Origin of the sequence: Hyphomonas sp., from assembly GCF_036964145.1 — a bacterium.
Taxonomy (GTDB): domain Bacteria; phylum Pseudomonadota; class Alphaproteobacteria; order Caulobacterales; family Hyphomonadaceae; genus Hyphomonas.
On sequence record NZ_JBALUC010000001.1, the window covers coordinates 631,489 to 656,420 of the forward strand.

The window sequence follows — 24,932 nt, forward strand, 5'->3', positions numbered from 1 at the left end:
ACCCGTACCCATTAAATTCAGCCTTTCAGGACTTTCGAGATGATCTCGAAGGAGCGCAGGCGCTTGTCCGGATCATACATGTCGGACACGATCATCAACTCGTCGGCGTTTGTGCGCGCAAGCAAGGCGTCGACGCCGCGTTTCACCGTGTCCCGGTCACCGATGATGCTGAAATTCAGCATGTGGGAAGCGCGCAGTTTCTCTTCCGGCGTCCAGTATGTGTCGATGTCGTCGATGGGCGGCTGAGTCAGCTTGCGGTCGCCGCGCACGAGGTTCGCGAACGACATCTGCTGTGAGGTCGCGAGAAATTTCGCTTCCTCATTCGTTTCCGCCGCAATGATGTTCACCCCGATCAGGGCATAGGGGGTCTTCTGCTGGTCTGATGGCTGGAAGTTGGCGCGATAGGTAGCCAGCGCATCATCCAGCGCCTGGGGGGCGAAATGGGAGGCAAAGCCATAGGGCAGGCCATAGGCGGCTGCGACCTGCGCGCCGAACAGGCTGGAGCCGAGGATCCAGAGCGGGACATTCGAATTGGAGCCGGGCACGGCCTCAATCTTCTGGCCGGGTTCGACCGGGCCGAGAAAGGCCTGCAGTTCCAGAACATCCTCTGGGAAACGATCGGCGCTGGTCGGGTCGCGGCGCAGGGCCCGCAGGGTCATCTGGTCCGTGCCGGGGGCGCGGCCAAGGCCGAGGTCGATTCGGCCTGGATAGAGCGCCTCCAGCGTGCCGAACTGTTCGGCGATGATATAGGGCGCGTGATTGGGCAGCATGATGCCGCCTGCGCCGACGCGGAGGGTCTTTGTGCCGGCCGCGATGTGCGACACGACAAGCGAAGTCGCCGCCGTGGTGACGGCTTTCATATTGTGGTGCTCGGCCACCCAGAGCCGCTTGTAGCCAAGGGCCTCGGCGTGCTGGCCAAGCCGGCGGGCATCATTCAGGGCGTCTGCGCGGGTAAAGCCCTCGCGCACGCGTCCGAGTTCCAGGATCGAAAGTTCAGCCACATCAAGGCCCCTTGCATTGCGTTCCCAAGACATGGGGACCGCGCCGCCAAAGCCAAGCCTGTCTTTCGCAGCGGAAGGCTCGCAAGAGTTTTTCTAGAACCCAACCGGCGCGGGCAGGCCGCTACTCGACAGGCAGATCGCCTTGAAGCGGCTACCCATGTCTTTCGGGTCGATCAGCCGCTGGGCATTGTTGAAGATCGCGTCGGCATGGTCCGGGTTGGCCTCGACCAGCTGGTTGAGACGAGCCTGCGCCCCGAGCCCCATCAGGAACATGCCCTGCGGTGTCGGGCCCGCCACATCCAGCCCCATGCGGGCCGCGAGCCGTTTCAGGCGACCGAAATCAACGTCCACGGTCAAATCGGTCTCGCCCGGCTGGGCGAGGGGGGAGACCTGCTCGCCCTGGCTGAAGGCGCGGAGGCTGTCGCCCGGCGTGGCATCGGCGGGGCCGTAATCGATGAACAGCGCGCGCATCGGCGCGGGGCGGGTGAGAAGGTCTGCAATCAGCAGGTCGAAGCCGATCTGGACCTCGACGGCTTCGGAGGTTTCAGCCGCGCCATCGGGGGCGCGCTGCTCGTCGGCGGCGAGACCGAAGGCCAGCGCCCCGTCAGCATCCAGCCCGACCACGCATTCGCGCCACTGATCCTCCGCCTTGCGGAACTGGCGGGCGGGCAGGCAGTCGAGATATTCATTCGCGACCAAGATCATCGGCCCGGCGGGCACATTGCCGAGCGTATCCGCAAAGGACGGCGTGTAATCGTTGAGGCGCTCGGCCTGCACCTTGCGCAATTCCGGGCTCGGCTCGACGAGGGTGAGTTTGGCGGCATCGGCAAACTCGCGGCTGCCCGCGACATAGGCGAGGCGCAGGGCGTCCGCCATCAGCGTGCCATGCCCCGGACCGATTTCAACGAGATGGAAGTCGGACGGTGCGCCCATGGCCCGCCATTCATGCACGACCCACAGGCCGATCAGTTCGCCGAATACCTGGCTGACTTCCGGCGCCGTGATGAAATCCGTGCCGAGGCCGGGGCGCGTGGCGTAGTAGCCCTGGCTGGCGTCATGCAGGGCGAGTTGCATGTAAGTTGAAACCGGGATGGGGCCGCCGGTTTCGATCAGGCGGATGATGCGTTCCTTGAGGGTCATGGGCAGATCAGTCCGCAGTCGCAGGCTTTTTCTTCAGCGCATTCCAGACCAGCCAGATGCCGCCGATCCACATCGGGATGGAAAGCAGCTGGCCCATCGTGATCCAGTCCGGCAGGCTGGTCGCGAAACTGTCCGGCATACGGAAATTTTCGACGATGGTGCGGCCCGCAGCATACATCAGCAGGAACAGGCCGGCGACGAGGCCGGGGCGTTTCAGCGCGCCGAAGCGCCAGATCAGGACCGATAGCACAAGCAGCGGCAGCCAGCCTTCCAGCACACTTTCATACAGCTGGCTCGGATGGCGTGCTGTCTCGAAGCCTGTGCTGACCCATTCGCCGGTTTCCCAATTATAGGCAGGCGGCGTGGAGCCGCGCACATAGCCTTCCGGGAAGACCATGCCGATGGGCGCGTCGGTGTGGCGGCCATAGAGTTCGGCGTTCACGAAATTGGCGAGGCGGACGAGGCCGATGCCGATTGGCGCGACCACGCCGGCAATGTCGCCGATGGAAAGCAGTGACACTTTGCGACGGCGCGCGAACAGGATGAGCGCGATTGTAACGCCCAGAATGCCGCCATGAAACGCCATGCCGCCATCCCAGATCTTGAAGATGGTCAGCGGGTTCGCTGCGATCACGTCGAACTGGTAGGGCACCATGTAGAACAGGACATAGCCGAAGCGTCCGCCGAGAATGATGCCGACAATGATCCAGAACATGATGTCGTCGAGCTGGTCCTTGGTCAGCGGGCTTCTGCCGCCGAACAGGCGTGGGCGCCGGATCATGGCGCTGGCATACCACCAGGCGAGCGCGATGCCGGCCATGTAACCAAGCGCGTACCAGCGCAAATGGAAGGTTCCGAGCCCGAGGAAGCCGAGGTCAATCGACACCAGCGCCGGGCTGACATCCGGAAAGGTCAGCGCCGCGGCGGGCAGAAGGGGTGCGGCGAAGCTCATCATATCCAGCATGCAGCGTCTTTTCCCTGTATGGATAAGGACCTATCTGTTAGGGGAACCAAACCTGTCCGCCCGATGCCGCGAAGGAGTAGCCGCATGGCCACAACAAATCCACTGCTAGATGACATTGCCGGCCTGATGACCGGTGCAATGGGCGCTGCGCGGGCCGCAAGCGAAGAAGCGAAGACCGCAGCCCAGGCCCGCGTGAAGGGCCTGATCGCCGATATGGACCTGGCGGGCCGCGACGAAGTCGAGGCACTGAAGACGCTTGCCACGGCGGCGCTGGAGCGTGTCGAAGCGCTGGAAGCACGTGTGGCAGAGCTCGAAACGGCCGCAAAATCCAAATAGCGCAACCCACAGACTTTATCTGCCTACCTGTTGATCAGGGTGGACGCGGCCGCGTCGCCGCGTTTCAACGGGGATGGCCATTGGGCACGAATCCTGTGTCCATGACCTCAGAAAGAAGGGGAGACTTTCATGAGCCTTGATCTTTCACGCGAAGAATTCGAAGGGATTGATCCGCTCGACCGCGTCGAAGAGGCGCTCGAAATCGCAGGGTGGCAACACGAACGCGATGAAGAGGGGACAATCCAGGCCGTGGCCGAGACCCGCTGGGGCGATATGGGCGCATTGTTTGCGTTCCGTCCCGAGCCTGCGGCGATCCACTTTTCTGTCACACTCGACATCAAGCCGGTTGCCGACAAGCGCCGCCAGCTGTCCGAGCTGATTATCATGGCGAATGAGCGTCTCTGGCTCGGCCATTTCGATTACTGGGCCGACGAAGGCGTCGTGATCTTCCGCTATACCTTCTCCATGATGGACCGGGACGAAGCCTCTCTGGGCGAAATCCGCTCCACCATCGCGGCAGCTGTGAGCGCCGTGGACCGGTTCGTGCCAGCCTTCAACTTCCTGATCTGGGCCGGCAAGAGCCCGCGCGAGGCCATCGACGCGGTCATGTTCGAAACCCAGGGCGAAGCCTGAGTCCCGGCGCGTGGCGGGGGCACAATCGATTGTCCTGATCGGGGCTGGCCGCATGGGCGGCGCCCTCGCATCAGGTTGGCTGTCCGGTCGGGCAAAGCCGAACCTTTCCATCGTCGCGCCGCGCCCGACCCCGCAAGTTCGGGAATGGGCCGAGGCGGGCCAGATCACGCTGAACCCCGAGCCCGCTCCCGCCGATATTGTCGTTCTGGGCATCAAGCCCCAGCAATTCGCCCGCGCCGCAGAAGGCGTGAAGGAATTCATCGGCGAGAAGACTCTGGTCGTGTCCGTCATGGGCGGCGTCAAGCTGAGCCAGCTCGAAGACCGGCTCGGCACGCCGCATGTCATCCGCGCGATGCCGAACACGCCGGGCTCCATCGGCAAGGGCGTCACGCTGCTGTCGGCGGCCCCGTCTCTGGACGCGGCTGACATCGAAGCCGCCCGCAAGCTGCTCACCCCGCTCGGCCTCGTGGAAGGCCCGATGGACGAAAAGACCATGGTTGCCGCGACCGGCATTTCCGGCTGCGGCCCGGCTTATGTCTTCCTGCTGGCAGAAGTGATGGCAGAGGCCGGTGAGGCCGAAGGCGTACCCAAGGATATGGCCGCGCGCCTTGCCATCGAGACGATCATTGGCGCGGCGGCCCTGATGGAGCAATCCGGACAGACCCCGAACGAGCTCAGAAAAATGGTCACTTCCCCCGGCGGCATCACCCAGGCCGCCCTTGACATCCTCATGGATGACGGTGGGATGCCTATCTTGATGAGGAAGGCCCTGCGCGCCGCTGTTACCCGCGACCGGGAGCTTTCCAGAGAGCCGGATTAGAGGATCAGGACCAGATGACGACGCAGGCAGGCATACTTGATAAAGGCCTGCTCGTCGCCCTGGGTCTCGCCGCCGAGACGCCCTGGGCCGATCTGACGCTTGCCGACATTGCAGGCGCTGCCGACATTCCTCTGTCCGAGTTTCATGGTCTTGCCGGCAAGGATGACCTTTCCGCACATGCCGACCCCTATTTCGACAAGGCCATGTCGGAGGAGGGGGTATCGCGCGACGAAAGCCCGCGTGAACGCCTGTTCGATGTCATCATGCTGCGCTTCGAGGCGATGGAAGAATATCGCGCCGGCCTCATGTCCCTGATGGCCTATCGCGACCGCACACCCTCGCTCTTGCTCACTCTGCCGCTGGCGCGCAAGCGCAGCGCCGACTGGGCACTCGTATCGGCCGGGCTCGACAATCGCTCCGGCGCACCGGTGGGCCTCAAATCCGTCGCCATCGGCTATGTGATCGCCAAGGCAGAACGTGCCTGGCGCAAGGAAACCAGCGGAGATTTCGCACGCACAATGGCCGCGCTCGACAAGGGCCTGCGCGACGCCGAAGACCGGATGGAGCAGCTGCAGCGCTTCACCGGCTGGGGAAAAAATAAAACACGGCAGGACAACACTGCCGACGAGGAAACGAAACCGGAGGAAACATGAATGAGCCGACCAGGCCTCGACGCGGACCCGCTCTCACTCGGAGCGGAATGGTTCAATGCGCTATTTGAAGAAATCGGTATTGATGCCGAAGTCGCCAGCCTCACCGCGAAATCCATCGGGACCGGCCAGATCGGCGAGAATGTCCGTTTCGTGTTCGATTATGCCCGCAAGGGTGCGAATGCGCCGGCGACGCTGGTTGGCAAGTTTCCGTCCGACAGCCCTGAAAGCCTGATGACAGCCAAGCTGCTTGGTCATTATGAGCGCGAAGTGAAATTCTATCGCACCTTCCCGAAAGTGGCGGGTGTGATCACACCGGCGGCGTTCTACACCGACTATGATGCGGACACGAACCGGTTCGCCCTGATCATGGAAGACATGGCGCCGTCCGAACAGGGCGACCAGTTGCAGGGCTGCAGCGTGGCCGAAGCCGAGCGGGCGCTGTCGGCGGCCGCTGTACTGCATGCGGCGCACTGGAATGACCCGTCGCTCGACAATTATGCCTGGTTGCAGGGCAGTGAATTGGCCCCGCCGCCCGCCCTTGGTCCGGAAGCAGTGTCCGGCCTGTGGCAGGGATTCAAGGAGCGGTATGGTAAAAGGCTGGAGGCTGCCGACATCCTTGTCGGTGATGCCTATGCGGCCGCGTTGCCAGCCTGGAGCGAGGGCTATGATGGCCCGCACGCGCTGACGCACAATGATTTCCGGCTCGACAATATGCTGTTCGGCGCCGAGTCCGCCCCCAAGCCGCTGGCCGTCGTGGACTGGCAAACGGCTGGCAAGGGCGCTCCTGCGGGGGATGTTGCCTATTTCATCGGGGCGGGCCTGACCCGCGAGGACCGGCCCAGGCATGAACAGGCCTTGCTTCGCTACTATCATGCCCGGCTGACGGAAGAGGGCATCACCGATTATTCGTTCGATGAACTCTACCGGCATTATCGCTGGTTCAGTTTCTACGGGATGTCGGTGGCCTTCGGGGCGGCGATGCTGGTGAAACAGACCGAGCGGGGCGACGAGATGTTCCTCACCATGCTGCGTCGTCATGCGGCCCAGGCGCGGGAGAATGACGCGCTGGCATTGCTGGCGTAATCCGGTCGTAAATTATATTTTCTGTAATGAATCCAGCTGATTCCCGGCGATTGTCCCGGCCCGGTACAGCTTTACAAACATTCTTCTAACCGGGGGAGTGAAACTGACGAGGTCACTTATGCCTCGGCTTAAAACCCACACTGTATGTTGGACGACATGGCGCCCGGAGAAGCCGGGCAGTCCTGTCACGACAACAAGAATGGTGTGGACATGGAACAGCACAATGCACGTAACCTCAGCGTCCCGGGCCCGGATGGCCAGATGCTGACCCTGGCGGATCTTCCGTCACCCAACATTTCCCGTTGGGTTACCCGTCGCAAGGCTGAAGTCGTTGCAGCAGTTTCCGGCGGTCTTCTGACCCGCAAGGCAGCCTGCGATCGCTACAGCCTGAGCGATGAGGAATTCGAGACCTGGGAGAAGCTTTACTCCCGTCACGGAACCAAGGGTCTGCGGACCACCCGTCTGCAGCAATATCGCCGTTAGGACGCTTTACGGTTAACGGAATCCTTTCCGTTAAACACAAATTTACACGCCAGCGCCTATCAATGGTCCTGAATGCCGGAAATGTACCCGGCGCCGGGAGTTGCTGATGGACCACAGGCTTGCGAAATTCCAAGGCAGCGCGATGCTCTCCACACGAGCAGTCGCGCTGTTTGCGCTTGTGATCGCAGGCGTGCTGGGCAGCTGGCGCGCCAGCGACCTGTTTACCCAGCCGGTTGAGGCCTGGGTGCCGGGCTCAGCCGTCGAGACCTCCCTCATGGGCATCCTCGAACCGGTTGCCGGCAAGGGAAACATACGCCTGTCGGTGATGGGCACTGGCGGCTCTGGCCGGTCGGTCCTGATCCTGCTGGCCTCCGATGCGAGCGAGACCGCCCCCACCCTGCAACGCCTCGCAACGTCGGCCATCCTGCTATCGCCGGAAGCCGGTGACCAATTGATCATCGAACAGGCCGATTTTGCCCGCGGCGTCGCCGGGCGCCCCGATGCGACCGGCTGGACAGAGCTTGGTCTCTATGCGCTGCTCTGCGGCCTGCTGGCCTGGGTCGGGTTTCGCGCCCCGCTTGAGATCGCGCAGGAAGGGAAGGGCGCTGGTGCGCCTGCCGAGCGAAAGCCCGCGCGCGTCGATACGGCAGATATCATCTCTGCGCCCAAGCCCCGTCCTGTTCGCCAGCCAGACCCGGATGCCGCGTCGCTGGTCCGAAAGGACCCGGCCCGCACAGCCTCGATCCTGCGCAGTTGGATGCGCGGAGAGGGAGACGCCGCATGAGCGCGCTGGCGATTGCCCGTCCGAGCGGCGCGACTGGTCTCGCCAAGTCCGCTCGCCTGATGCGTGCGCTTGGCCCGGAAGCCGCGCCCGTCTGGAATGAACTGAGCCCGCAGGAAGCCCGCGCTTTGTCGGCGGCAATGGACGCGCTCGATGACGATCTTCGCGATGAAGCAGACACGCTGACGAGCTACAAACAGGCGCATGAGCGCACCGGCGCGCAGGCCGCGTCAGAGGCGCCGGTCTGGGCAAAAGTGTCCGACCTGGAAACGCGCGACCTGTTGCAACTGGCACAGGGACAACACCCACAAGCGCTTGCCCTGATGCTGTCGCGCCTGGACGGGAAGGCCTCTGCACGCCTTCTGAAAGCCATTGAGAAACCTGTTGCCGTCGATGTGATGCAACGCCTGCTGCATCTCGGGCCTGCCCATGCCAGTGCCATCGCTGCGCTTGAAGCCTCCGTATCGGCCTGGATGACAAGTGCTGCGCCAGCCGCGCGCACCGGGGGCCATGAAGGCGTCGCCCGCATTTTCGACCGGATGGACAGCCGCGCCGAACAGAGCCTCTTGTCTGCGCTCGAATCCGCCGTGCCGGGAGCCGGCGAGCGGGTCCGCGCGCTGATGTTCACCTTTGATGATCTCACTCATCTGGACGCCGGCGGCCTGCAGACCCTGCTGTCGGCCGCGGACCGGACGCGCCTGACCTATGCGCTGAAGGGCGCACGCGAGGAAACCCGCGCGGCGTTCTTCCGCAACATGACGCAACGCGCCGGCGAATTGCTGCGCGAGGAAATCGACATGCTCGGCGCGGTGCGCCGCAGCGAGATCGAGACCGCCCGGATGGAACTGGTCGATCTGGCCCGCACCCTGATCGAGCGCGGAGACATTCGCGCCGGACGCCCGCAGGATGAGGACGAACTCGTCGAATGAACCATCGCGCCGTCAAATCCGTGACACCTTTCGACTTCCGCAGCGATTTCAGCGCAAGCGCGCCGGCCCCGGTCGAGATCGACCCGCCGGTGAAGCTGACCACGCCGGAATTGCTGGACATGCTGGCCGAAGCCCGGGCCGAGGGCGCCGCCTCCTTGCGGACGGAAGAGGCCCGCGCGGAGACCGAACGCTTGCAAGGCGTCACGAATGCGCTCAACGAGGCGCTCGCCAATCTGGTGGCGCTGACCGGCCATCTGGAGGCCTGCGCGTATGACGAGGGTTTCAGTGACCGGGCCCATGCGTTAATAAGGGCTACAGCCCGCACCATTCTCGACGGGCAGGGCGATCTGTTCGATGCCCAGCAATCCCTGAAGCGTGTTGCACCTGAAGGAAAGCCATGACTGATTCTGCCAATCCCGCGCTGAAGAAAAGCCTGATGGATGTGCCTGTCCGGGTGGATGTGGTTCTCGGCGAAATGCGCATGCCGATCGAGGAATTGATGGCGATGGCCGAAGGCGACATCGTGGCGCTGGAGCGCCATACCGATGAGCCGGTCGATATCTATCTGTCAGATCGCCTGATGGCGCGGGGCAAGCTGGTTATTGCCGATGGCCAATTGGGCGTGACTCTGTCGGAAATCGTCGACGATCGCGCCGCTGCCTGACCTTCAGGCAAATATCATTAAATCCCTGCAACGCCGCCCAATTCCTAACGGAAGAAAGGAAGTTGTTAACCTTTCACGGTGTTAACTGCCTCCAACGGAAGCATGTCCTGCCGGCCTATTGGGGTGGCAATCGGCGGGGTGATCAACACAAAGGGAACATGCAGACATGCGCATGAAGATGTTCGCCGCGGAGTCCCTCGAGGCCGCCAAAGCGATGATTTTTGCCGAAATGGGAGCTGACGCCGTCATCCTGTCCGAACGGGAGATCGAGGGTGGGGTGGAAGTTCGCGCGGCAACCGACAAACTCGGAGGCGGCGTGGTTCCAAGCGAGCCGCTGTTCCTGCGAGAGGCGCGTGGCGCCGGACATGGCCGCGGATCCGAAAACCCCCTCTACAGTCGTGTGCGCGACGCCCTGCTATGGCATGGTGCCCCCAAACGCTTTGCCGAGCGTGTGGCGCATGAAGGCGCTGGCCAGAACGCCATTCCGGGCGACTCGCCAGAAGAATCGATTGCCGCTGGACTTGAGCGCATCGTGACCTGTGACCCCATCGCGGCGCGTATGGAAAAAGATATCATCCTGATTGGCCCTCCGGGGCATGGCCGCACTGCAACCGCGGCCAAGCTGACCCGCCGCGCGGCTGTGGCCCGTACGGCCATCCTGCCGGTGGCAGCTGACCTCGACGGCACGGCCGGCGGCGCACAGCTGGCCGCCTATCTGGAGCAGGAGCGGGGTCAGATCCGCACCGCCACCACGCCGGATGCCCTGTTCGACATGCTGCGCGCCGCGCGCGACGCCGGACATCGCTGCGTCATCGACCTGCCCTCGATCAATCCATTCGACCAGGACGACATGGACAGCCTGCAGGACCTGATCCAGGTCGTGCGCGCCGAGCCCGTGCTCGTCATGTCGGCCGAAGGCCATCCCGAAGATCAGGCAGATGCAGCCCGCATCTTTGCCCGCGCGGGCATTCGCCGCGCCATTCTCACAAAACTCGATATCGCCCGCAGACGGGGAGGGGCCATCTCCGCCCTGTCCTCGGCGGGCATCGCCTTCTCACACCTTGCCGTTACGCCTTTCATCGGCGGCGGACTGGTGCCGGCAGCGCCTTCCCGGTTGGCTGCCTTGTTGATGGAAGACGCCCCAGGCGATGTCATCGCCCTGAAAGGAGCTGCGTAGACTTATGAGCTTCATGCTTCGAAAATCGCAGGAACGGCCGTCCCAACGCCCGACTCCGCGCGTCGCGCCAGCCTCGATCATTGCCGTTGCCAGTGGCAAGGGCGGTGTTGGCAAGACCTTCATGGCCATCACGCTGGCCTCCGCATTCGCACAGGCTGGCAAGCGCACGCTGCTGGTGGATGGCGACCTTGGCCTGGCCAATGTCGACGTCCAGTTGGGCATCGCGCCGGAAACAGATCTCGCCGCGGTGATCGCCGGTTGGGTCGAACTGGATGATGCCGTGACGCCGGTTGATGGCGGCGCGGCAGATGGCGGCTTTGATGTGCTGCCGGGCCGATCCGGCTCCGGTGCGCTGGCTGAGCTGGCCCCTGAAGAAGTTGCCCGCCTCGCCGCGGGCCTGTCTGCTTTGGCGCTGCAATACGATCAGGTGGTTGTCGATCTCGGCGCCGGGATCGAGGCGAACTGCATGCGTCTCGCGCGGGCCGCCGACAAGGCGCTCATGGTGATTACCGACGAGCCAACCTCGATGACGGATGCGTATGCGTTCATCAAGGTCCTGCGCGGCTATGCGCCAAACGTGGAGCCCGTCATCTGTATCAACCAGGCCGAGTCCCGGGCCGCAGGGCAGCGCACCTATGAAGCGATTGCCCGCGCCTGTCAGACATTCCTCGGCTTCCGGCCTCATCTTGCAGGGACTGTGATGCGGGATCCGAAGGTGCGTGATGCGATCCGCTGCCAGAAGACGCTGATCTCCACAGACCAGCAGGCACAGCCGATCCAGGACGCGATCGCCATTTCACAGATGCTGATTGGTAGCCGCCAGGGTGCTGATCTTGGCTATTAATCTGTGTGAAGAAAGTAGAAGTTTTGGGGGCGGATCGTACGGCTTGTTAACCTTCGTTAAAGGAACAGCCCGTAGGATTCACATTGACAGGAAATGCGGCTAGCTTGGTCGTAATATTGATTCGGGAGACGAGAGATGCGCGTCCTGCTGATTGAAGACGATAGTGCGGTGGCTCGTTCCATCGAGTTGATGCTGAAGGCTGCAGGCTTCAACATCTACACCACCGACCTCGGCGAAGAGGGCGTGGATCTTGGCAAAGTGTATGAGTACGACATGATCGTGCTCGACCTCTCTCTGCCTGATATTTCCGGGTACGAAGTGCTCAAGCAGCTGCGCATGGGCCGTGTGAACACGCCTGTGATGATCCTTTCCGGCAATCCGGACATCGAAGCGAAAGTGAAGACGCTCGGCTACGGCGCCGATGACTATCTCACCAAGCCGTTCAACAAGGACGAGCTGATCGCCCGCATCACCGCCATCGTGCGCCGCTCCAAAGGCCATGCCGAGAGCGTGATCCGCACGGGCGAAATCATCGTCAATCTGGACGCCAAAACGGTAGAAGTGGACGAAGAGCGCGTTCACCTGACCGGCAAGGAATATCAGATGTTCGAACTGCTCTCCCTCCGGAAGGGCACGACGCTGACCAAGGAAATGTTCCTGAACCACCTCTATGGCGGTATGGACGAGCCGGAACTGAAGATCATCGACGTCTTCATCTGCAAACTGCGCAAGAAGCTGCAGAATGCCACCAACGGCAATCACTATATCGAGACGGTCTGGGGCCGCGGCTATGTGCTGCGTGATCCACGCCCAAGTTCGAAGACGGCGGAAGTCGAAGAGGCGGCCTGACGCCCAGAGTTTTGAAGCTTTAAGAGTGCTTCCCGAACCCCGACCGAAAGGTCGGGGTTTTGTTTTATCAGCCTTGGCGGTTGTTGAAGGTCACGTGGCGATGGCCCAGATAATTAACTACCGCGCCTGTTGCAATCCCGGCCGCATGGGCGCCCGGTTCAACGAACCATGACCAATCGCCCGGCCACGGCAGTAGGTTTTTCAGAGCGACAGCCACTCCGATGGTAAACAGGGCGGCAAACAGATTGACCCCGATGAAATCCCTGATCTGAAGCAGCAATCTGCGCTGGGTCGGGCCAAAGACGAGGTATTTGTAGCTGAGGAAGCCAAACACCATGCCAATCATCGTTGCGACCGCCACGGCGAGGGGAAATGACATAAAGCCTGATAATGGAAATCGTGCGAGCCAGTTGATCGCCGCTGCCGTCCCACCAGCAAGGATATAACGTACTTTCTCGTCGTTCAGAAGATACCTCATAGCGATGGGAGTCCAAACCAGGCCATGATGAAACAGACCCCTAGCATGGCGACGGCGATCTGGCATTGCCTGTCCTTGACGGAAAATACGATGGGATCATCGTCCAGTTCGTTCCGCAGGCAAACAGACCAGAGCCGGCTCACGATAATAAAAATCAGCGGAGGGAAACCCCACAGCCATTCCACTTGGCCTTTGAAGCTGAGTCGGAAAGCGTCTGAGGATATATACAACACCATGATGACTACGGCTGCCATGCCAGCTGACATGCCGGCTGCGAGTACGAGCGGGAGGTCTTCGGTGCGATAGCCACGACCGTTGATCTTCGTTTCCCCCTTGTTCAGGACACGAGCGATCTCGGTATGTCGCTTCGCCAGAGCAAGCGACAGAAAGAAGAACATCGAGAAGACGAATAACCACGGAGAGGGTTGGGATTCCGATGCCACGGTGCCGATTCCGAGCCTCAGAGTGAACAGGCTGGTCAGCACAAGCGCGTCATGGAAGACCAGCTGTTTAAGCCTTAGGGAGTATGCCAGAGTCAGAACCAGATAGACTCCGAGCACCAATGCCACAGACGGGCTGACGGCAACCGCCAGGCCAAAGCCGGCTGCCAGAGCGGCTGCGGCGCCGATAAAGCCCGATACGATCGAGAGATTCCCGCTCGCGAGGGGACGTTTGCGCTTGGACCAGTGCTTCCGATCGTCTGCAACATCCCATGTGTCGTTGATGATATAGGTAGCGGATGCGACCAGCCCCATGGCGAAAAACGTCATGATAAGACCAGGCCAGATACCTGGAATGAAGATCTGACCCGACAAGATCGCCGGAATGAAGATCAGGCTGTTCTTCAGCCATTGGTGGGGCCGCATGGCCTTTACGAGGGGTTTGAGGGTGGGTGACCGGGGAAGGACGTCTGTCACAGTTGCCGTTTTCTTCGCTTTGCGCAGGGTGGAGGAGGAGGCATTCACCACAATGGCGTTTCGTGCGACTTTCCAAACCGGGAGATCAGCGGAACTGTCGCCAGCATAGTCAAAACCATCCGGGAAGAGCTCCTTGAGCCGGTTTGCCTTTGTCTTGCCTTTCAAATTGATGATCCCGTCTGAACCGATGACATCCACGGGGAAGGCTAAATTGTCGGCCACCTTCTGTGCGATTGTGTTATCCGCAGCTGTTGCAATGCATACTTTGCGGCCAGCATTGCTAGCTGATTGACCAAGGGCAACAATATCTGAATTCAGCGGCAAATACTGCGCATCAAGATCAACCGCCCGTCCCAATTTCTGCTTTAGAGCCGCGCGACCTTTGGTGAGCCATGCCACCAGCTTGAATATATTCAGGGGTGACTGCTTCAGAAAGACCAGTGCCTGTTCGTGAAGTGTATCGGTCTTGAGCAGAGTATGGTCCAGATCGAGAACAAGTGGCACGCCTGCGCTTCCGGAATCCTCTGGGGGCTGAAAACTCCCAGGGAGGTCAGGGGTGAGGGGGGGATTTTTCATTGCTCAGGTTATCCTTCAGGAGCAGACCCATTCAGGGTAGTTCGCAGATCACGCCGCCGGTGCGATCGGGACCATAGGCAGCTATTTTTTGAGTGGAAACACAGTCTGTGCGGGTGAGCTCATCCACAATCTGGATGCTCAAGCCCGCATTGCGCATCAGCTTCGACCGGGACAAGGCGAGGTCGAACTCGATTTCGTAGTCCACACCCTCAGCGCGCATCTGGTGGATCTGATCCATCGCCTCAACGCTGCGATTTCCTGTCAGGTAGACCGATGTCAGCGCAACCATGCTCGCATTCAGTCCCAGGATAAGGACAATAACGAAGCCGATCGTCTTGAATGCGCGGTCAGGAGCCCCAATGCTTGCCAGAGCCACGCACAATGGTACCAGCCAGAGATACGGAACATATCGTGCCCACCAACTCTCGGGGAATATCGCCGCCAGAAAAAAGAGGGCGGCGGCTACGATCAAGGGCACGATCACCAATTTCCGACGTCGAAATATCCAGGCAGCAGCAAGCCCAGCGAGCGTGGCAAGAAAGACCCCTGCCGAAAACAGGGGGCCAAAGCCAGCGATCCGCACGTCCGGTCCGCCGGAAGTGCGGATCTCCGAAGGGGATACCATGAACGGAAGCTTTAAGGATGGAAGCTGCTCGAATCCCGAATGCGTTTCCGCAAAAAGCGAAAACAAGAACGCTTCCAAATGGTTCATGCCTTCGAGGAACTCAGGCGTATTCCCTTGCATGATATCGCGCGTGTCTTCAGCGCCCATCAGAGGATAAAAAGGGTGTCCGTAATTCAGGATATTGCTGGCATACGGAGAAAATCCGATAATGCAGATTCCAGCCACGCCGGCAGCCACAAGATAGCTGGCGGTTTTAATGGCATCATCGCGTCCATTCACGATCCATGCGGCAATACATACGTAGGCACACAAGGCGACCATTATGGGAACCGCTGAGAACTTTAGATTCAGGGTAAGTATCATTAGCGGAATCGTGTAGAGCAAGACCTTGCGATCCTTCATGTGGATGGCGAGGACTGCCAGCATTACCAGGCTGACGATGAGCGAAGCCATCAGGCCATCATTCATGCGGGTAAATAATTGTACCAAAGTCACGGGATTTGCTGCGGCGATGCTACCAATGAGGAGTGAGGCCAGAATTCCATACCCGACGCGCGACAAAACTCCGATTGCCAGAAAGCCGCTTCCCGCAAGCAGGACAAGATTAACGCCTTTGCTGTTCTCGAGTGGAAGGCCTGCCGCGTGTTCTATCGCATTTACTAGCCAGGATCCCATTGGGTAGTGACTGACCCATATGGCAGGCTGCATGTCAGGGGTATGTGGAAGGGAAGGGACGTCTTCGTAAAAGGGGTTCCATCCTGACACGAGCAACTCCACGGCATGAAAATGGTAGGATTGTCCATCAATACTCGTGTCGATAATCAGGCCGCTCGTCAGGACTGACAACAGAAGCACCGCCATCACAGCGCCAGCCACGATGTATTTGTCCCTGCGATCGGCCTGGTTGCGGGAGGCGATCCAGATGGCTGCGCCGATTGAAATCAGGAGAATCCCTACACTCGAAAGCTGGCCCAGCGATCCGCCTGCGATCATGAACAGACTTCCGATTATGAACGTCCATGCCGCTGAAAGGACCAGACCGAGCCCAATCGGCAGAGAATACGTGTCTACAAATGATTTGATGGTCATTTTGTCCTGCTTAACATCGTCTGGTTGTGCTGGGATGCAATTTGAATTGGAACACTTTCATTGCTAAGCAATTGTTGTTCCATCCAGCAAGCGGTTCGGTACCTGCCGGGCTAAGTCTTTTGGGTTGTGATCTTTGTGCAGCTGATGCGAATTCGGTGTGGAGCCTAGTCAAAGCTCGAAATCGCACGATTAAGACCAGCGCTTTATCATGTCCTTGCTTGCCAGCGCGCCCGAATAGCTGGCATTGGAAGCCATGTCCCAGAATTCTGCCGGTCCTGAAATCCTTCGCCTGATTGAGCTGATCTCGCGCCTGCCGGGCCTCGGGCCCCGGTCTGCGCGGCGCGTTGCCCTGTTCCTGTTAAAGCGTCGCGACACCTTGCTGAAACCGCTGGCCGACGCGCTGGCGGAGGCGGGCGAGAAGATCGAGCGGTGCAAGGTTTGCGGGAATTTCGACACGGTCCAGCCCTGCGCGGTGTGTCAGGCCGACGGGCGCGATGATGCGCTTGTCTGCGTGGTGGAGGATGTGCCGGATCTCTGGGCACTGGAGCGAGGCGGTGCATTTCGCGGCCGCTATCATGTGCTTGGCGGGGTTCTGTCCGCCATTGACGGCATCACACCGGACGATCTGAACATTCCGTCCCTTGTCGCGCGTGTCGAGGCTGGCGGCATCCGCGAAGTGATCCTCGCCTTGAACGCCACGGTCGATGGCCAGACCACGGCGCATTACGTGGCTGAGCTTCTCGAAGGCAAGGGGGTCAGCGTCACGCGGCTTGCGCATGGCGTCCCGGTGGGCGGCGAACTCGACCATCTCGATGATGGCACGCTCGCCGCCGCGCTCCGGTCCCGCCGGGATATCTAGCCGCAGCTATTCCGCTTCGGCTTCGGCAATGTCCACGCGGAAAATGCCGTCAAAATCCTTTGTTGCCACATAGAGGTGACCGTCCGGGCCCTGCACCACGTCGCGGATCGGATACTCACCGTCGAACAGAGATTGCTTGCCGACGACTTCCCCATTCTCCATGTCGATCCGGGTCAATTCGAGGCCGGCCGGGCCGTTCATGCCGCCGGTGAACAGGTCGCCCTTCCAGCCGGGATAGACATCGCTGGTCAGCATGACGAGGCCGGACGGGGCAATTGATGGCACCCAATAGGTCAGGGGCTGGGCCATGCCTTCGGCTTCGGTCTTGTTGGTGATAATTGTGCCGTCATAGTTCACGCCATAGGTGATTTCCGGCCAGCCATAATTCGTGCCCGGCGTGACGCGGTTGAGTTCGTCGCCCCCTTTGGGGCCGTGCTCGGTCTCGTACAGGGTGCCGGTGTCGGCATCATAGTAGAGACCCTGGACGTTGCGGTGACCATAGGACCAGACCGCCGGCGCGCCGGCCTCACCATCGGCAAACGGGTTGTCGGCCGGGATCGACCCATCGGTATTGATGCGGACGATCTTGCCGTGCGTGATCGACGGGTCTTGCGAGTCCTTCATGTATTTGAAGCCCTCGCCAAGCGAGACGAACAAAGTACCGTCATTCGCAAATTGCAGGCGCGAGCCAAAATGGTAGGCTGTGTCACGCCGGTCGGCCCAGAAGATTTCTTCGACATTTTCCAGCGCGCTGGAATCGTTGCTGAGACGGCCCTTGATGACGGCAGCGGCATTCGCGGCGTCATCTCCCTTGGAGTAGGAGATATAGACCATGCGATTGGTCTCGAAGTCCGGATCAAGCACGAGGCCGAGATAGCCGCCCTGTCCCTCGATATAGGCCTCCGGCAGGCCCGTCACGGGCGTCGCTGTGCCCTCTCCGCCAGCCACGAATTTCAAGCCGCCTTCCTTCTCGGTGAAGAGCAGGTCGCCATTCGGCAGGAAGGCGAGGCCCCAGGGCCATTCGGTCTCGGTCACGACGGGGGTAAGTTTCACCTCGAAATCACTCGTGGCGACAGGGGTGGTTTCGGCCGGCCCCCCGCAAGCGGCGATCAACAGGGCGAGCGGAACGAGGGGGGTGAGATGGCGCATCAGGCGTCCTCCGGTTTGGGGCAGGGCAGTCTGGCGGGATCATAGGGCGCGGCCCCGGAATGGCCAAACAAAAAGGGCGGCCCCGAAAGGCCGCCCTCCTGATTGGATAAAGTCCGGGCTTACCAGGACTTTTTGACGGTGATGCCGTACAGGGCCGGCTCCGTCAGGAACGCATTGGTGAACAGGCCGGAGGAATCATCGGTCAGGTACGTACCGGTGATGACTTCCTCATCAGTCAGGTTCTTGGCGAAGACTTCCACGCCCCAACCGCTCTGGTCATTATTGAGCAGGATGGACAGGTTCACGTTGGACCAGGAGTCCAGCTCATCGCGCGACGTGTTCCAGATCCGGCTATAGCTGTCGGACTGCATGTAGTAGTCGCCCCGGATCGTGAGATTCCAATCCGAATTGTTGAGCGCATGGAAGGTGTATTCCGCGGCGAGGTTCAGCGTCATGTCCGGGGCACCCGGCATGGAGTTGCCATCCAGGTTTTTCGCATCGCCTTCGATGGGCTGCAGGGCCGTCGCCGTCTGGGTCTCGCCATTGGAGTCCGTGTAGGTGATTGTTACCCCGCTAAGTCCGAGAGCGGCCTCCGCAAAGGCCCGGTCGGCGGCTGGATCACCGGATCCCCCATCCGTGCTGTTCAGCGCATCATAAAGCGTGGTGCCGAACTGGTTGTTACACAGCTGCAGCGTGGCGCCGGTGAAGGCCGGGTTGCCAGCAATGGCTCCCAGCACTGTGGCATAGCCCTGAGCGGACACGACACAGTTGGAGTAGGAGCTGGAATTCTTCAGCGTGACGAGGTCAGCCCGGCCATTCGACCGGTCGAGCACATCAATGCCGTAGGTGTCCACGACTTCAGCATTCAGCAAGCCAAGATTGGCCGTCAGGAGCCAATTGTCAGCCGGCGTCCAGAGGGCTTCCATTTCGAAACCCTGAAGCTCAGCATCCACGTTGATGTTCACCGACGAGCGGTTGATGATCTGCGTGATCTGATAGCCTTCATAATCATACATGAAGCCCGTCAGGTTCAGTTGGGCCGTGCCACCCGCAAAGGTGTTCTTCGTACCGATTTCGTACGAGTTGATGAATTCCGGATCGAAGGTCTGCGGGAACAGGTTCGCACCTGCAGGCTGTGGCGGGTTGATGCCGCCGCCTTTGTAGCCCTTGGAGTAGAAGCCGTAGATCAGCGTGTCGTCGGTAAAGTCGAGATCGGTGGACCAATCGAAACCGATACGTCCGGTGACTTCCTGGAAGTCGGCCTTCAGGATGCCCTGGGCCTCCCGAGGGTCCGCACCGGCTGGCTGCGGTGTGAACAGGGACGTTGGAATGATCTGCTGTTCCTTCTGGTCGTCCGTATAGCGAAGGCCGAGCGTGAGCTGCAGATCGTCCGTGACGTCATAATAGCCTTCTCCGAAGACGGCGAAGGATTCCAGCTTGTACGGAGACAGGGAGCGGTAATAGTTGCCGCCGTCACCGTCCAGGGAGAGGTCGAACAGGGAGGCGCCCGGAGACGAGGTTGATCCGGTGTCGAGCGGTACATTGCCGCCGAAGAGCGCGCCGCCGGATGCGTTGTTGATTTGCGTCAGCGCGGTCAGCGCGTTCGACAGCACGTAATAGCCATCGGACGGATTGAAAGCGTCGACGGATTCAAAGTCGACCGAGATGGCACCCAGATTGAAGTTGAACCGGCCGTCAAAGTCCGACTGAAGACGAAGTTCATGGCTGGTCTGCTCGCTGTCGGCGCCGGACATGTCGAAAGTCCGGAAAACATTCGATGTGCCGAGTTCAGGATCGGTCACCACGCCGCCCGGGAAGAGCAGCGGATACAGCGGTGCCAGGGCCGGGTTGATGAACGGTCCGGCCGTGGTGTTGAACTCGATGGTCGGCGCGACCTTGTTATAGTCCTCGATGGAAATGATCGAGCTATCGGAATAGCTGCCGAGATAGGTCAGCAGGAGGTTGTCGCCGATGTCAGCTTCAGCTTTCCAGGAGTAGAGCGTCTGCTCGGCCTGGTATTTCGGGTCGAAGGCCGATTCGATCGTGCGCAGATCGGCGATGGCCGGATCGAGATAGGCATCGCCATTCAACAGGCCTGCGAAGATACCGAGACCGCCAGCCAGCGTGGCTTGCGAATTCACACGGTCCTTGGACTGGTCGAGCGGTGCGTCCACACAGCCGACAGAGGTCGCCAGCTGGTCGACGGCTGAGACCGCAATGCCCATGAAGCTGTCGAAACCCGTATCCTTCTTACAGATCTGCTTGCCGGAGCGCAGGCGGGCATCGTCTTCTTCGAAATGCTCGACGGACACCCAGCCGCGGGCCCAGTCGGTGGGCTCGACCGCAAAGGTTGCGCGGAAGCTGTAAAGGTCGCGGTCATCGACATCATTGCCGGTGACCAGATTGTCCACATAGCCGTCGCGGCTCAGATACGAGCCTGCCAGACGCAGGGCAGCATTCTCGCCCACGGGCAGGTTGACCATGCCCTTGCCTTTGAACGTGTTGTAATTGCCATAGGTCAGCTCGGCATCGGCTTGGAATTCGCCCAGGACGGGCTTGGCGGTGATCAGGTTGAACACACCGCCGGTGGCGTTGCGTCCATAAAGCGTACCTTGTGGTCCACGCAGGACCTCGACGCGCTCGACATCATAGAACTCGGCTTCGAAGAGGCGGTTGGCCGTGAGCGGAATGTCGTTCTGGTGGATACCCACGCCGGCATCCCCGGATTGTGCAACCACGTCGGCGCCAATACCACGGATCTTGAAGTTGAACGAAGTGAAGTTGCCCTTGGTGAAGCTGACGTTCGGAATGGACTTCACGAGGTCAGGACCGCCTGCCAGCTGTAGCCGTTCCAGCGCATCTTCGTCGAATGCCGAAACCGCGATCGGAACATCCTGAATGGATTCTTCCGTCTTCTGGGTCGTCACCGTGACTGTTGAAAGGGTCCGGGGTGACTCATCGGCTTCCTCTTGGGCAATGGCGACAGGCGCCGCAAGTCCAACCACGAGGGCGGATGCCCCAGCCAGCCAGACGGATTTCGAGTGTCTGATATTTCGCATGTTTTGTTTCCTCCCCTCGGGCCGCTTTAGTGCGTGCCTCGAGCAATTTTAGCCGAGCCGGCCTCTTGCGGGCCTGCTTCAAGTGTCATCTGAATGCATTCGTGACGGGTCTGTCAACATGACGCTGGGGTAATGAGGGCTTTTAAAATCCGGGTGTCAAAAATGTAACGCCCCTGCTTGGCCGCCTCTCCCATGCCTGTTACAGGCGCAGACATGTCACATTCTTCCACATCCGCGCTTGTCCTGTTTTCCGGGGGGCAGGATTCCACGACCTGTCTGGCTTGGGCGCTTTCCCGATTCGACCGGGTCGAAACCGTCGGCTTCGACTATGGCCAGCGCCACAGGATCGAACTGGAATGCCGCAACACGATCCGGCAGGGATTAGAGGCTCTGGATGCCGACTGGAAGACCCGTCTTGGGCCGGACCATATGCTGGATGCGACGGTGCTGAAATCGCTCGGCGAAACCGCCATGACACATGATGTCAGCATCGAGATGACCGAAGCGGGTCTGCCATCTACCTTCGTGCCGGGCCGCAACCTCCTGTTCCTGACCCTGGCGGGCGCTCTGGCCAGCCGCCGGGGCATTCCGGTTCTGGTCGGCGGCATGTGCGAGACCGACTATTCCGGCTATCCGGACTGCCGGGCCGCGACGATGGCGGCGCAGGCCGAGACCTTGCGGCTGGGCCTGGATGTTCCCATGCAGATAGACACGCCGCTGATGTATATCGACAAGGCAGGGACGTGGGCGCTGGCCGACGAGCTGGGCGGCCAGGCGCTGGTCGATCTGATCGCGGAAGATACTCATACGTGTTACCTCGGCGAGCGGGGCCAGCGGCATGAATGGGGCTATGGTTGTGGGGAATGCCCGGCCTGCGAGCTGCGGGCAAAGGGCTGGGAGCGCTGGAAAACCGGGGCCTGAGACCCTATTTCTCTTGCAGAAGAAACAGCCATATCAACTGGACTTGTCAGGCTTTTTCCAGCAATTGGGGCCCCAATCCGCGCCTCGGGTAATGACTGGGGCCGGCCAGCACGAGACTTGAACGAAATCCGATGACGACACAGACCGACCAGACCAGCACATCCCCCGCGGCGACCAGCCCGGAAGGCCGCGTGTTTGCGATCTCGAAATCGGTGAATTTCGAGGCGGCGCACTATATGGGCGGCAAGCCTGAGGGCCACCCATACCGGAACGTGCATGGCCATTCCTTCGTGCTGGAAGCGACGGTCGCCGGAACGGTGAAGCTGGGCGAGCAATGGGTCGAGGATTTCTCGCACCTGACGGCCTGCCTGCAGGCTACGGCCGCCAAGCTCGACCATAAGCTGTTGAACGATATTGATGGGCTTGAAGTGCCCACGCTGGAGCGGATCTGCCTCTGGGCCGCAGCCGACCTCAAAGCCGGTCTGCCGGGCCTGACGAAAGTCGCCATTTCCCGGCCAAGTCTCAACGAACGGTGCGAACTGGTTCTCTAGCTGCCGGACGGCGTGCCAGCGGTCAGCTCTTTCACGAATTTGCGGGCAAACCGGTCAGACGCGCGCTTGGCATCCTGCCAGGTCGAGATTCCGGCGTAACGGATATCATTTTCATACCAGTCATAGGTCAGCTCGCCCGTGGCGTTACCGCTGGCATCAAAGGCCGTGGCCGACAGCTTCATGCCGCCAATGCTTTTCGAGCCGCCATAATCGAGGCCGGGCGTGTCGCCCAGCTGCTTGAAGGTCGGCTTGTTGGGTTTGGCATCCAGGATGGTCACGTCGATGCGGGCAATGTCGAGCCCGGCTTTTTCGAGTTCGCGTGTCAGGTCTTCCTGCACTTCCTCGATCAGGTAATCGGCTTCGCGCATGCCATAATCATCATTCAGCTCTTCGGTGAATTCCGGGCTGAAGGTGACATTGATCTGGCCTGCCAATGCGACCGGCGCGGCCAGAAGGGCAAGGGCGGCGAGGGGAACAAGTCGTTTCATTGGAATATCTCCACAACTGCTATGATCCCAGTATAACACGCCGCCCGTGCCCGCAGAAGTCACAGGCCTGTGAAGGTCACTCAAACCGTGTCGACGAACACGATCTCTGCGTCGGCGATGCCTTTCAGCGTCAGGCTCTCAGCGCGAGTGATCGCGGCGCCGTCGCGGCCGTTCAACACCGTGCCGTTCAGCTCGACCGAGCCGGCGGCGAGCACGAGATAGCCGTGGCGGCCCTGCTTGACCTCATAGGTCAGGGTCTCGCCTTCCTTCAGAGTCGCGCCCAGGACATTGGCGTCCTGATTGATGACGAGGCTGTCTTCCTCGCCGCTGCCAGAGGCCAGAACCGTCCATTTGCCGGACCGTTCGTCTTTCGGGAACTTCCGGGCGCCCCAGCCGGGCTTGCCGCCAGCAGCACGGGGCAGGATCCAAATCTGGAACAGCGTGGTCTCTTCATCCTCGGCATTCCATTCCGAATGCTGCACGCCATCCCCGGCGCTCATCACCTGGACGTCGCCCGCCTCGGTGCGGCCGGTATTGCCCAGAGAATCCTTGTGCGTGATCGCGCCGGTGCGGACATAGGTGATGATTTCCATCGACTGATGTCCGTGCGGGGGGAAGCCGGTATGCGGCTGGATCGTGTCGTCATTCCAGACGCGCAGGGCGCCTTCACCCATGCGTTTCGGGTCGTGATATCCGGAAAAGGAAAAATGGTAATTGGCGTTCAGCCAGTCATTGTGGAACCGGCCAAGCTCTTTGAAGGGTCTGTGTTCAATCATGGCGATATCCTTTCGCGCTCGTGTGTTGCAGCGAATATGACGCTTTCCCGCCGGGCCTGTAGGCGACGGCGAGCCATCACACCTATGCATGCTGCGCATAAGTGGAAACGGGCGGAAATCCCGCTAGGTTCCGGCCCTGATGACCCTGCCGATTGTCCACCACGCCGATTACGATGCGAAATCCGTCGCCGATGACCATCGCTTCCCGATGCGCAAATATGCGCTAGTGGCTGATCTGTTGCGCGAGGCGGGGCACGCCTTCATCCAGCCTGAAGCGGCGACCGAGGACTGGCTGCAGCTCGCGCATGACGAAGCCTATGTCACCGCCATCATGACGCAGACGCTGGAGGCGAAAGCGGCGCGTAAGGTCGGCTTCGAGATCACGCCCGCCATTGCCCGGCGGTCTGCGGCCTCGGTCGGCGGCACCTGCCTTGCCGCGCGGCTTGCGCTGGAGCAGGGGGCTGCGGTGAACCTGGCCGGCGGCAGTCATCATGCCGGGCCCGACGGCGGCGCAGGTTTCTGCGTGTTCAACGATATTGGCGTTGCCGGAAAGCTCTTGCTGGACACAAAGGAAGTGCGCCGTATGGCGGTCATCGATTGCGATGTGCATCACGGCGACGGCACGGCGCTGATCTTCCGCTATGATCCGCGCGTCTTCACCGCTTCGCTGCATTGCGAGCAGAACTGGCCGCGCGAGAAGCCGCCGTCTGATCTCGATATGGGGCTCGCCAGGGGCACGGGCGATGCCGCCTATCTCGCTGCGCTGGAAGACCTGGTCGAGGCCGCGCTTGGTACGTCGCCGGATATCGTCTTCTACAATGCCGGGGTCGATCCGCATGCAGAAGACCGTCTGGGCCTTCTGTCTCTCAGCGATGAGGGGCTGCGCGCGCGGGATGCATTCGTAGCGCGGGCCTGTCGCTCAGCCGGCATCCCGCTCTGCGGCGTCCTCGGCGGCGGCTATGCCCGCGACGCCCGCGCTGTCGCCCGTCGCCATACGTTTCTTGTCGAGGCGTTCGGCGCGGCTTTCCAGCGCGTCCCGGACTGATTGGACAACCAGCAGGACGGGTGCCAGCAGGATAATCAGCAC

The 24,932-nt window shown here is 60.9% G+C and carries 27 protein-coding genes; 17 read left to right on the plus strand and 10 right to left on the minus strand.

Annotated features, from left to right (window positions below):
* Window positions 1-17: 17 nt before the first annotated feature.
* From V7660_RS03110 to lgt, 3 genes are all read right to left on the minus strand, one after another.
* A complete protein-coding gene (locus tag V7660_RS03110; RefSeq protein WP_442910020.1) occupies window positions 18-1,001 on the minus strand; it encodes an LLM class flavin-dependent oxidoreductase in 984 nt (327 codons plus the stop codon).
* A gap of 93 nt (window positions 1,002-1,094) precedes the next feature.
* The gene (locus tag V7660_RS03115) at window positions 1,095-2,141 is read right to left on the minus strand and encodes a class I SAM-dependent methyltransferase (RefSeq protein WP_335601665.1); all 1,047 of its coding nucleotides are present in this window, start codon (window positions 2,139-2,141) and stop codon (window positions 1,095-1,097) included.
* Between the two features lie 7 nt (window positions 2,142-2,148).
* Entirely contained in the window at window positions 2,149-3,105 is a 957-nt protein-coding gene (gene lgt, locus V7660_RS03120) for a prolipoprotein diacylglyceryl transferase (RefSeq protein WP_335601666.1), read from the minus strand.
* Window positions 3,106-3,189: 84 nt separating this feature from the next.
* On the opposite strand from lgt, the gene V7660_RS03125 reads away from it, so the two are divergent.
* The 13 genes from V7660_RS03125 to ctrA all read left to right on the plus strand — a co-directional run bounded on the left by V7660_RS03125 (window position 3,190) and on the right by ctrA (window position 12,357).
* Window positions 3,190-3,441 carry an accessory factor UbiK family protein gene (locus tag V7660_RS03125; RefSeq protein ID WP_206991251.1) on the plus strand — a complete coding sequence of 84 codons (252 nt, stop codon included), beginning with the start codon at window positions 3,190-3,192 and terminating at the stop codon, window positions 3,439-3,441.
* 129 nt (window positions 3,442-3,570) lie between these two features.
* On the plus strand, window positions 3,571-4,074 hold the full coding sequence (locus V7660_RS03130) for a YbjN domain-containing protein (protein ID WP_335601667.1): 504 nt from the start codon (window positions 3,571-3,573) through the stop codon (window positions 4,072-4,074).
* Between the two features lie 10 nt (window positions 4,075-4,084).
* On the plus strand, window positions 4,085-4,894 hold the full coding sequence (gene proC / locus V7660_RS03135; RefSeq protein ID WP_335601668.1) for a pyrroline-5-carboxylate reductase: 810 nt from the start codon (window positions 4,085-4,087) through the stop codon (window positions 4,892-4,894).
* A 14-nt stretch (window positions 4,895-4,908) separates the two neighbouring features.
* Window positions 4,909-5,547, plus strand: coding sequence for a hypothetical protein (locus V7660_RS03140; RefSeq protein WP_335601669.1), 639 nt, complete (start codon window positions 4,909-4,911; stop codon window positions 5,545-5,547).
* Window positions 5,548-6,630: a phosphotransferase gene (locus V7660_RS03145; RefSeq protein ID WP_335601670.1), complete on the plus strand. Its 1,083-nt coding sequence runs from the start codon at window positions 5,548-5,550 to the stop codon at window positions 6,628-6,630.
* A 210-nt stretch (window positions 6,631-6,840) separates the two neighbouring features.
* A complete protein-coding gene (gene sciP, locus V7660_RS03150; RefSeq protein WP_335602043.1) occupies window positions 6,841-7,113 on the plus strand; it encodes a CtrA inhibitor SciP in 273 nt (90 codons plus the stop codon).
* A 106-nt stretch (window positions 7,114-7,219) separates the two neighbouring features.
* Window positions 7,220-7,897, plus strand: coding sequence for a hypothetical protein (locus tag V7660_RS03155; protein WP_335601671.1), 678 nt, complete (start codon window positions 7,220-7,222; stop codon window positions 7,895-7,897).
* Window positions 7,894-8,823 (plus strand): FliG C-terminal domain-containing protein, encoded by a 930-nt coding sequence (locus V7660_RS03160; RefSeq protein WP_335601672.1) that lies wholly within the window; start codon window positions 7,894-7,896, stop codon window positions 8,821-8,823. The genes V7660_RS03155 and V7660_RS03160 overlap by 4 nt, the downstream gene beginning before the upstream one ends.
* Window positions 8,820-9,224, plus strand: a complete 405-nt coding sequence (locus V7660_RS03165; protein ID WP_335601673.1) for a hypothetical protein — start codon at window positions 8,820-8,822, stop codon at window positions 9,222-9,224. Before V7660_RS03160 ends, V7660_RS03165 begins: the two co-directional genes overlap by 4 nt.
* Entirely contained in the window at window positions 9,221-9,487 is a 267-nt protein-coding gene (fliN, locus tag V7660_RS03170) for a flagellar motor switch protein FliN (RefSeq protein WP_335601674.1), read from the plus strand. Before V7660_RS03165 ends, fliN begins: the two co-directional genes overlap by 4 nt.
* Window positions 9,488-9,659: 172 nt before the next feature.
* Window positions 9,660-10,664 (plus strand): flagellar biosynthesis protein FlhF-like protein, encoded by a 1,005-nt coding sequence (locus V7660_RS03175; protein ID WP_335601675.1) that lies wholly within the window; start codon window positions 9,660-9,662, stop codon window positions 10,662-10,664.
* A gap of 4 nt (window positions 10,665-10,668) precedes the next feature.
* Complete coding sequence (locus V7660_RS03180; protein ID WP_335601676.1) at window positions 10,669-11,508, plus strand: nucleotide-binding protein; 840 nt, start codon at window positions 10,669-10,671, stop codon at window positions 11,506-11,508.
* 135 nt (window positions 11,509-11,643) lie between these two features.
* Entirely contained in the window at window positions 11,644-12,357 is a 714-nt protein-coding gene (ctrA, locus tag V7660_RS03185; RefSeq protein ID WP_335601677.1) for a response regulator transcription factor CtrA, read from the plus strand.
* 67 nt (window positions 12,358-12,424) lie between these two features.
* On the opposite strand, the gene V7660_RS03190 is transcribed toward ctrA, so the two are convergent.
* Genes V7660_RS03190 through V7660_RS03200 form a run of 3 tightly spaced genes read right to left on the minus strand, consistent with a single transcriptional unit; the run spans window position 12,425 to window position 16,042 of the window.
* Window positions 12,425-12,835, minus strand: coding sequence for a GtrA family protein (locus tag V7660_RS03190; protein WP_335601678.1), 411 nt, complete (start codon window positions 12,833-12,835; stop codon window positions 12,425-12,427).
* A complete protein-coding gene (locus V7660_RS03195) occupies window positions 12,832-14,328 on the minus strand; it encodes a UbiA family prenyltransferase (protein ID WP_335601679.1) in 1,497 nt (498 codons plus the stop codon). The genes V7660_RS03190 and V7660_RS03195 overlap by 4 nt, the downstream gene beginning before the upstream one ends.
* Before the next feature lie 31 nt (window positions 14,329-14,359).
* Window positions 14,360-16,042 carry a hypothetical protein gene (locus tag V7660_RS03200; RefSeq protein WP_335601680.1) on the minus strand — a complete coding sequence of 561 codons (1,683 nt, stop codon included), beginning with the start codon at window positions 16,040-16,042 and terminating at the stop codon, window positions 14,360-14,362.
* 253 nt (window positions 16,043-16,295) lie between these two features.
* Between V7660_RS03200 and recR the strand changes: the two genes are divergently transcribed.
* Window positions 16,296-16,901 carry a recombination mediator RecR gene (gene recR / locus V7660_RS03205; protein WP_335601681.1) on the plus strand — a complete coding sequence of 202 codons (606 nt, stop codon included), beginning with the start codon at window positions 16,296-16,298 and terminating at the stop codon, window positions 16,899-16,901.
* A 6-nt stretch (window positions 16,902-16,907) separates the two neighbouring features.
* On the opposite strand, the gene V7660_RS03210 is transcribed toward recR, so the two are convergent.
* Together V7660_RS03210 and V7660_RS03215 are read right to left on the minus strand one after the other, a co-directional pair.
* Window positions 16,908-18,050: a PQQ-dependent sugar dehydrogenase gene (locus V7660_RS03210; protein ID WP_335601682.1), complete on the minus strand. Its 1,143-nt coding sequence runs from the start codon at window positions 18,048-18,050 to the stop codon at window positions 16,908-16,910.
* Window positions 18,051-18,169: 119 nt separating this feature from the next.
* A complete protein-coding gene (locus V7660_RS03215) occupies window positions 18,170-21,109 on the minus strand; it encodes a TonB-dependent receptor (RefSeq protein WP_335601683.1) in 2,940 nt (979 codons plus the stop codon).
* A gap of 213 nt (window positions 21,110-21,322) precedes the next feature.
* Between V7660_RS03215 and queC the strand changes: the two genes are divergently transcribed.
* Both queC and V7660_RS03225 read left to right on the plus strand, forming a co-directional pair.
* Entirely contained in the window at window positions 21,323-22,030 is a 708-nt protein-coding gene (queC, locus tag V7660_RS03220; RefSeq protein WP_335601684.1) for a 7-cyano-7-deazaguanine synthase QueC, read from the plus strand.
* Window positions 22,031-22,161: 131 nt separating this feature from the next.
* Window positions 22,162-22,581, plus strand: coding sequence for a 6-carboxytetrahydropterin synthase (locus V7660_RS03225; protein WP_335601685.1), 420 nt, complete (start codon window positions 22,162-22,164; stop codon window positions 22,579-22,581).
* On the opposite strand, the gene V7660_RS03230 is transcribed toward V7660_RS03225, so the two are convergent.
* Window positions 22,578-23,069, minus strand: a complete 492-nt coding sequence (locus V7660_RS03230; RefSeq protein ID WP_335601686.1) for a hypothetical protein — start codon at window positions 23,067-23,069, stop codon at window positions 22,578-22,580. The two genes, V7660_RS03225 and V7660_RS03230, sit on opposite strands and share 4 nt — an antisense overlap.
* 80 nt (window positions 23,070-23,149) lie before the next feature.
* A complete protein-coding gene (locus V7660_RS03235) occupies window positions 23,150-23,845 on the minus strand; it encodes a pirin family protein (protein ID WP_335601687.1) in 696 nt (231 codons plus the stop codon).
* Between the two features lie 139 nt (window positions 23,846-23,984).
* On the opposite strand from V7660_RS03235, the gene V7660_RS03240 reads away from it, so the two are divergent.
* Window positions 23,985-24,890, plus strand: coding sequence for a histone deacetylase family protein (locus V7660_RS03240; RefSeq protein WP_335601688.1), 906 nt, complete (start codon window positions 23,985-23,987; stop codon window positions 24,888-24,890).
* Window positions 24,891-24,932: the final 42 nt, after the last annotated feature.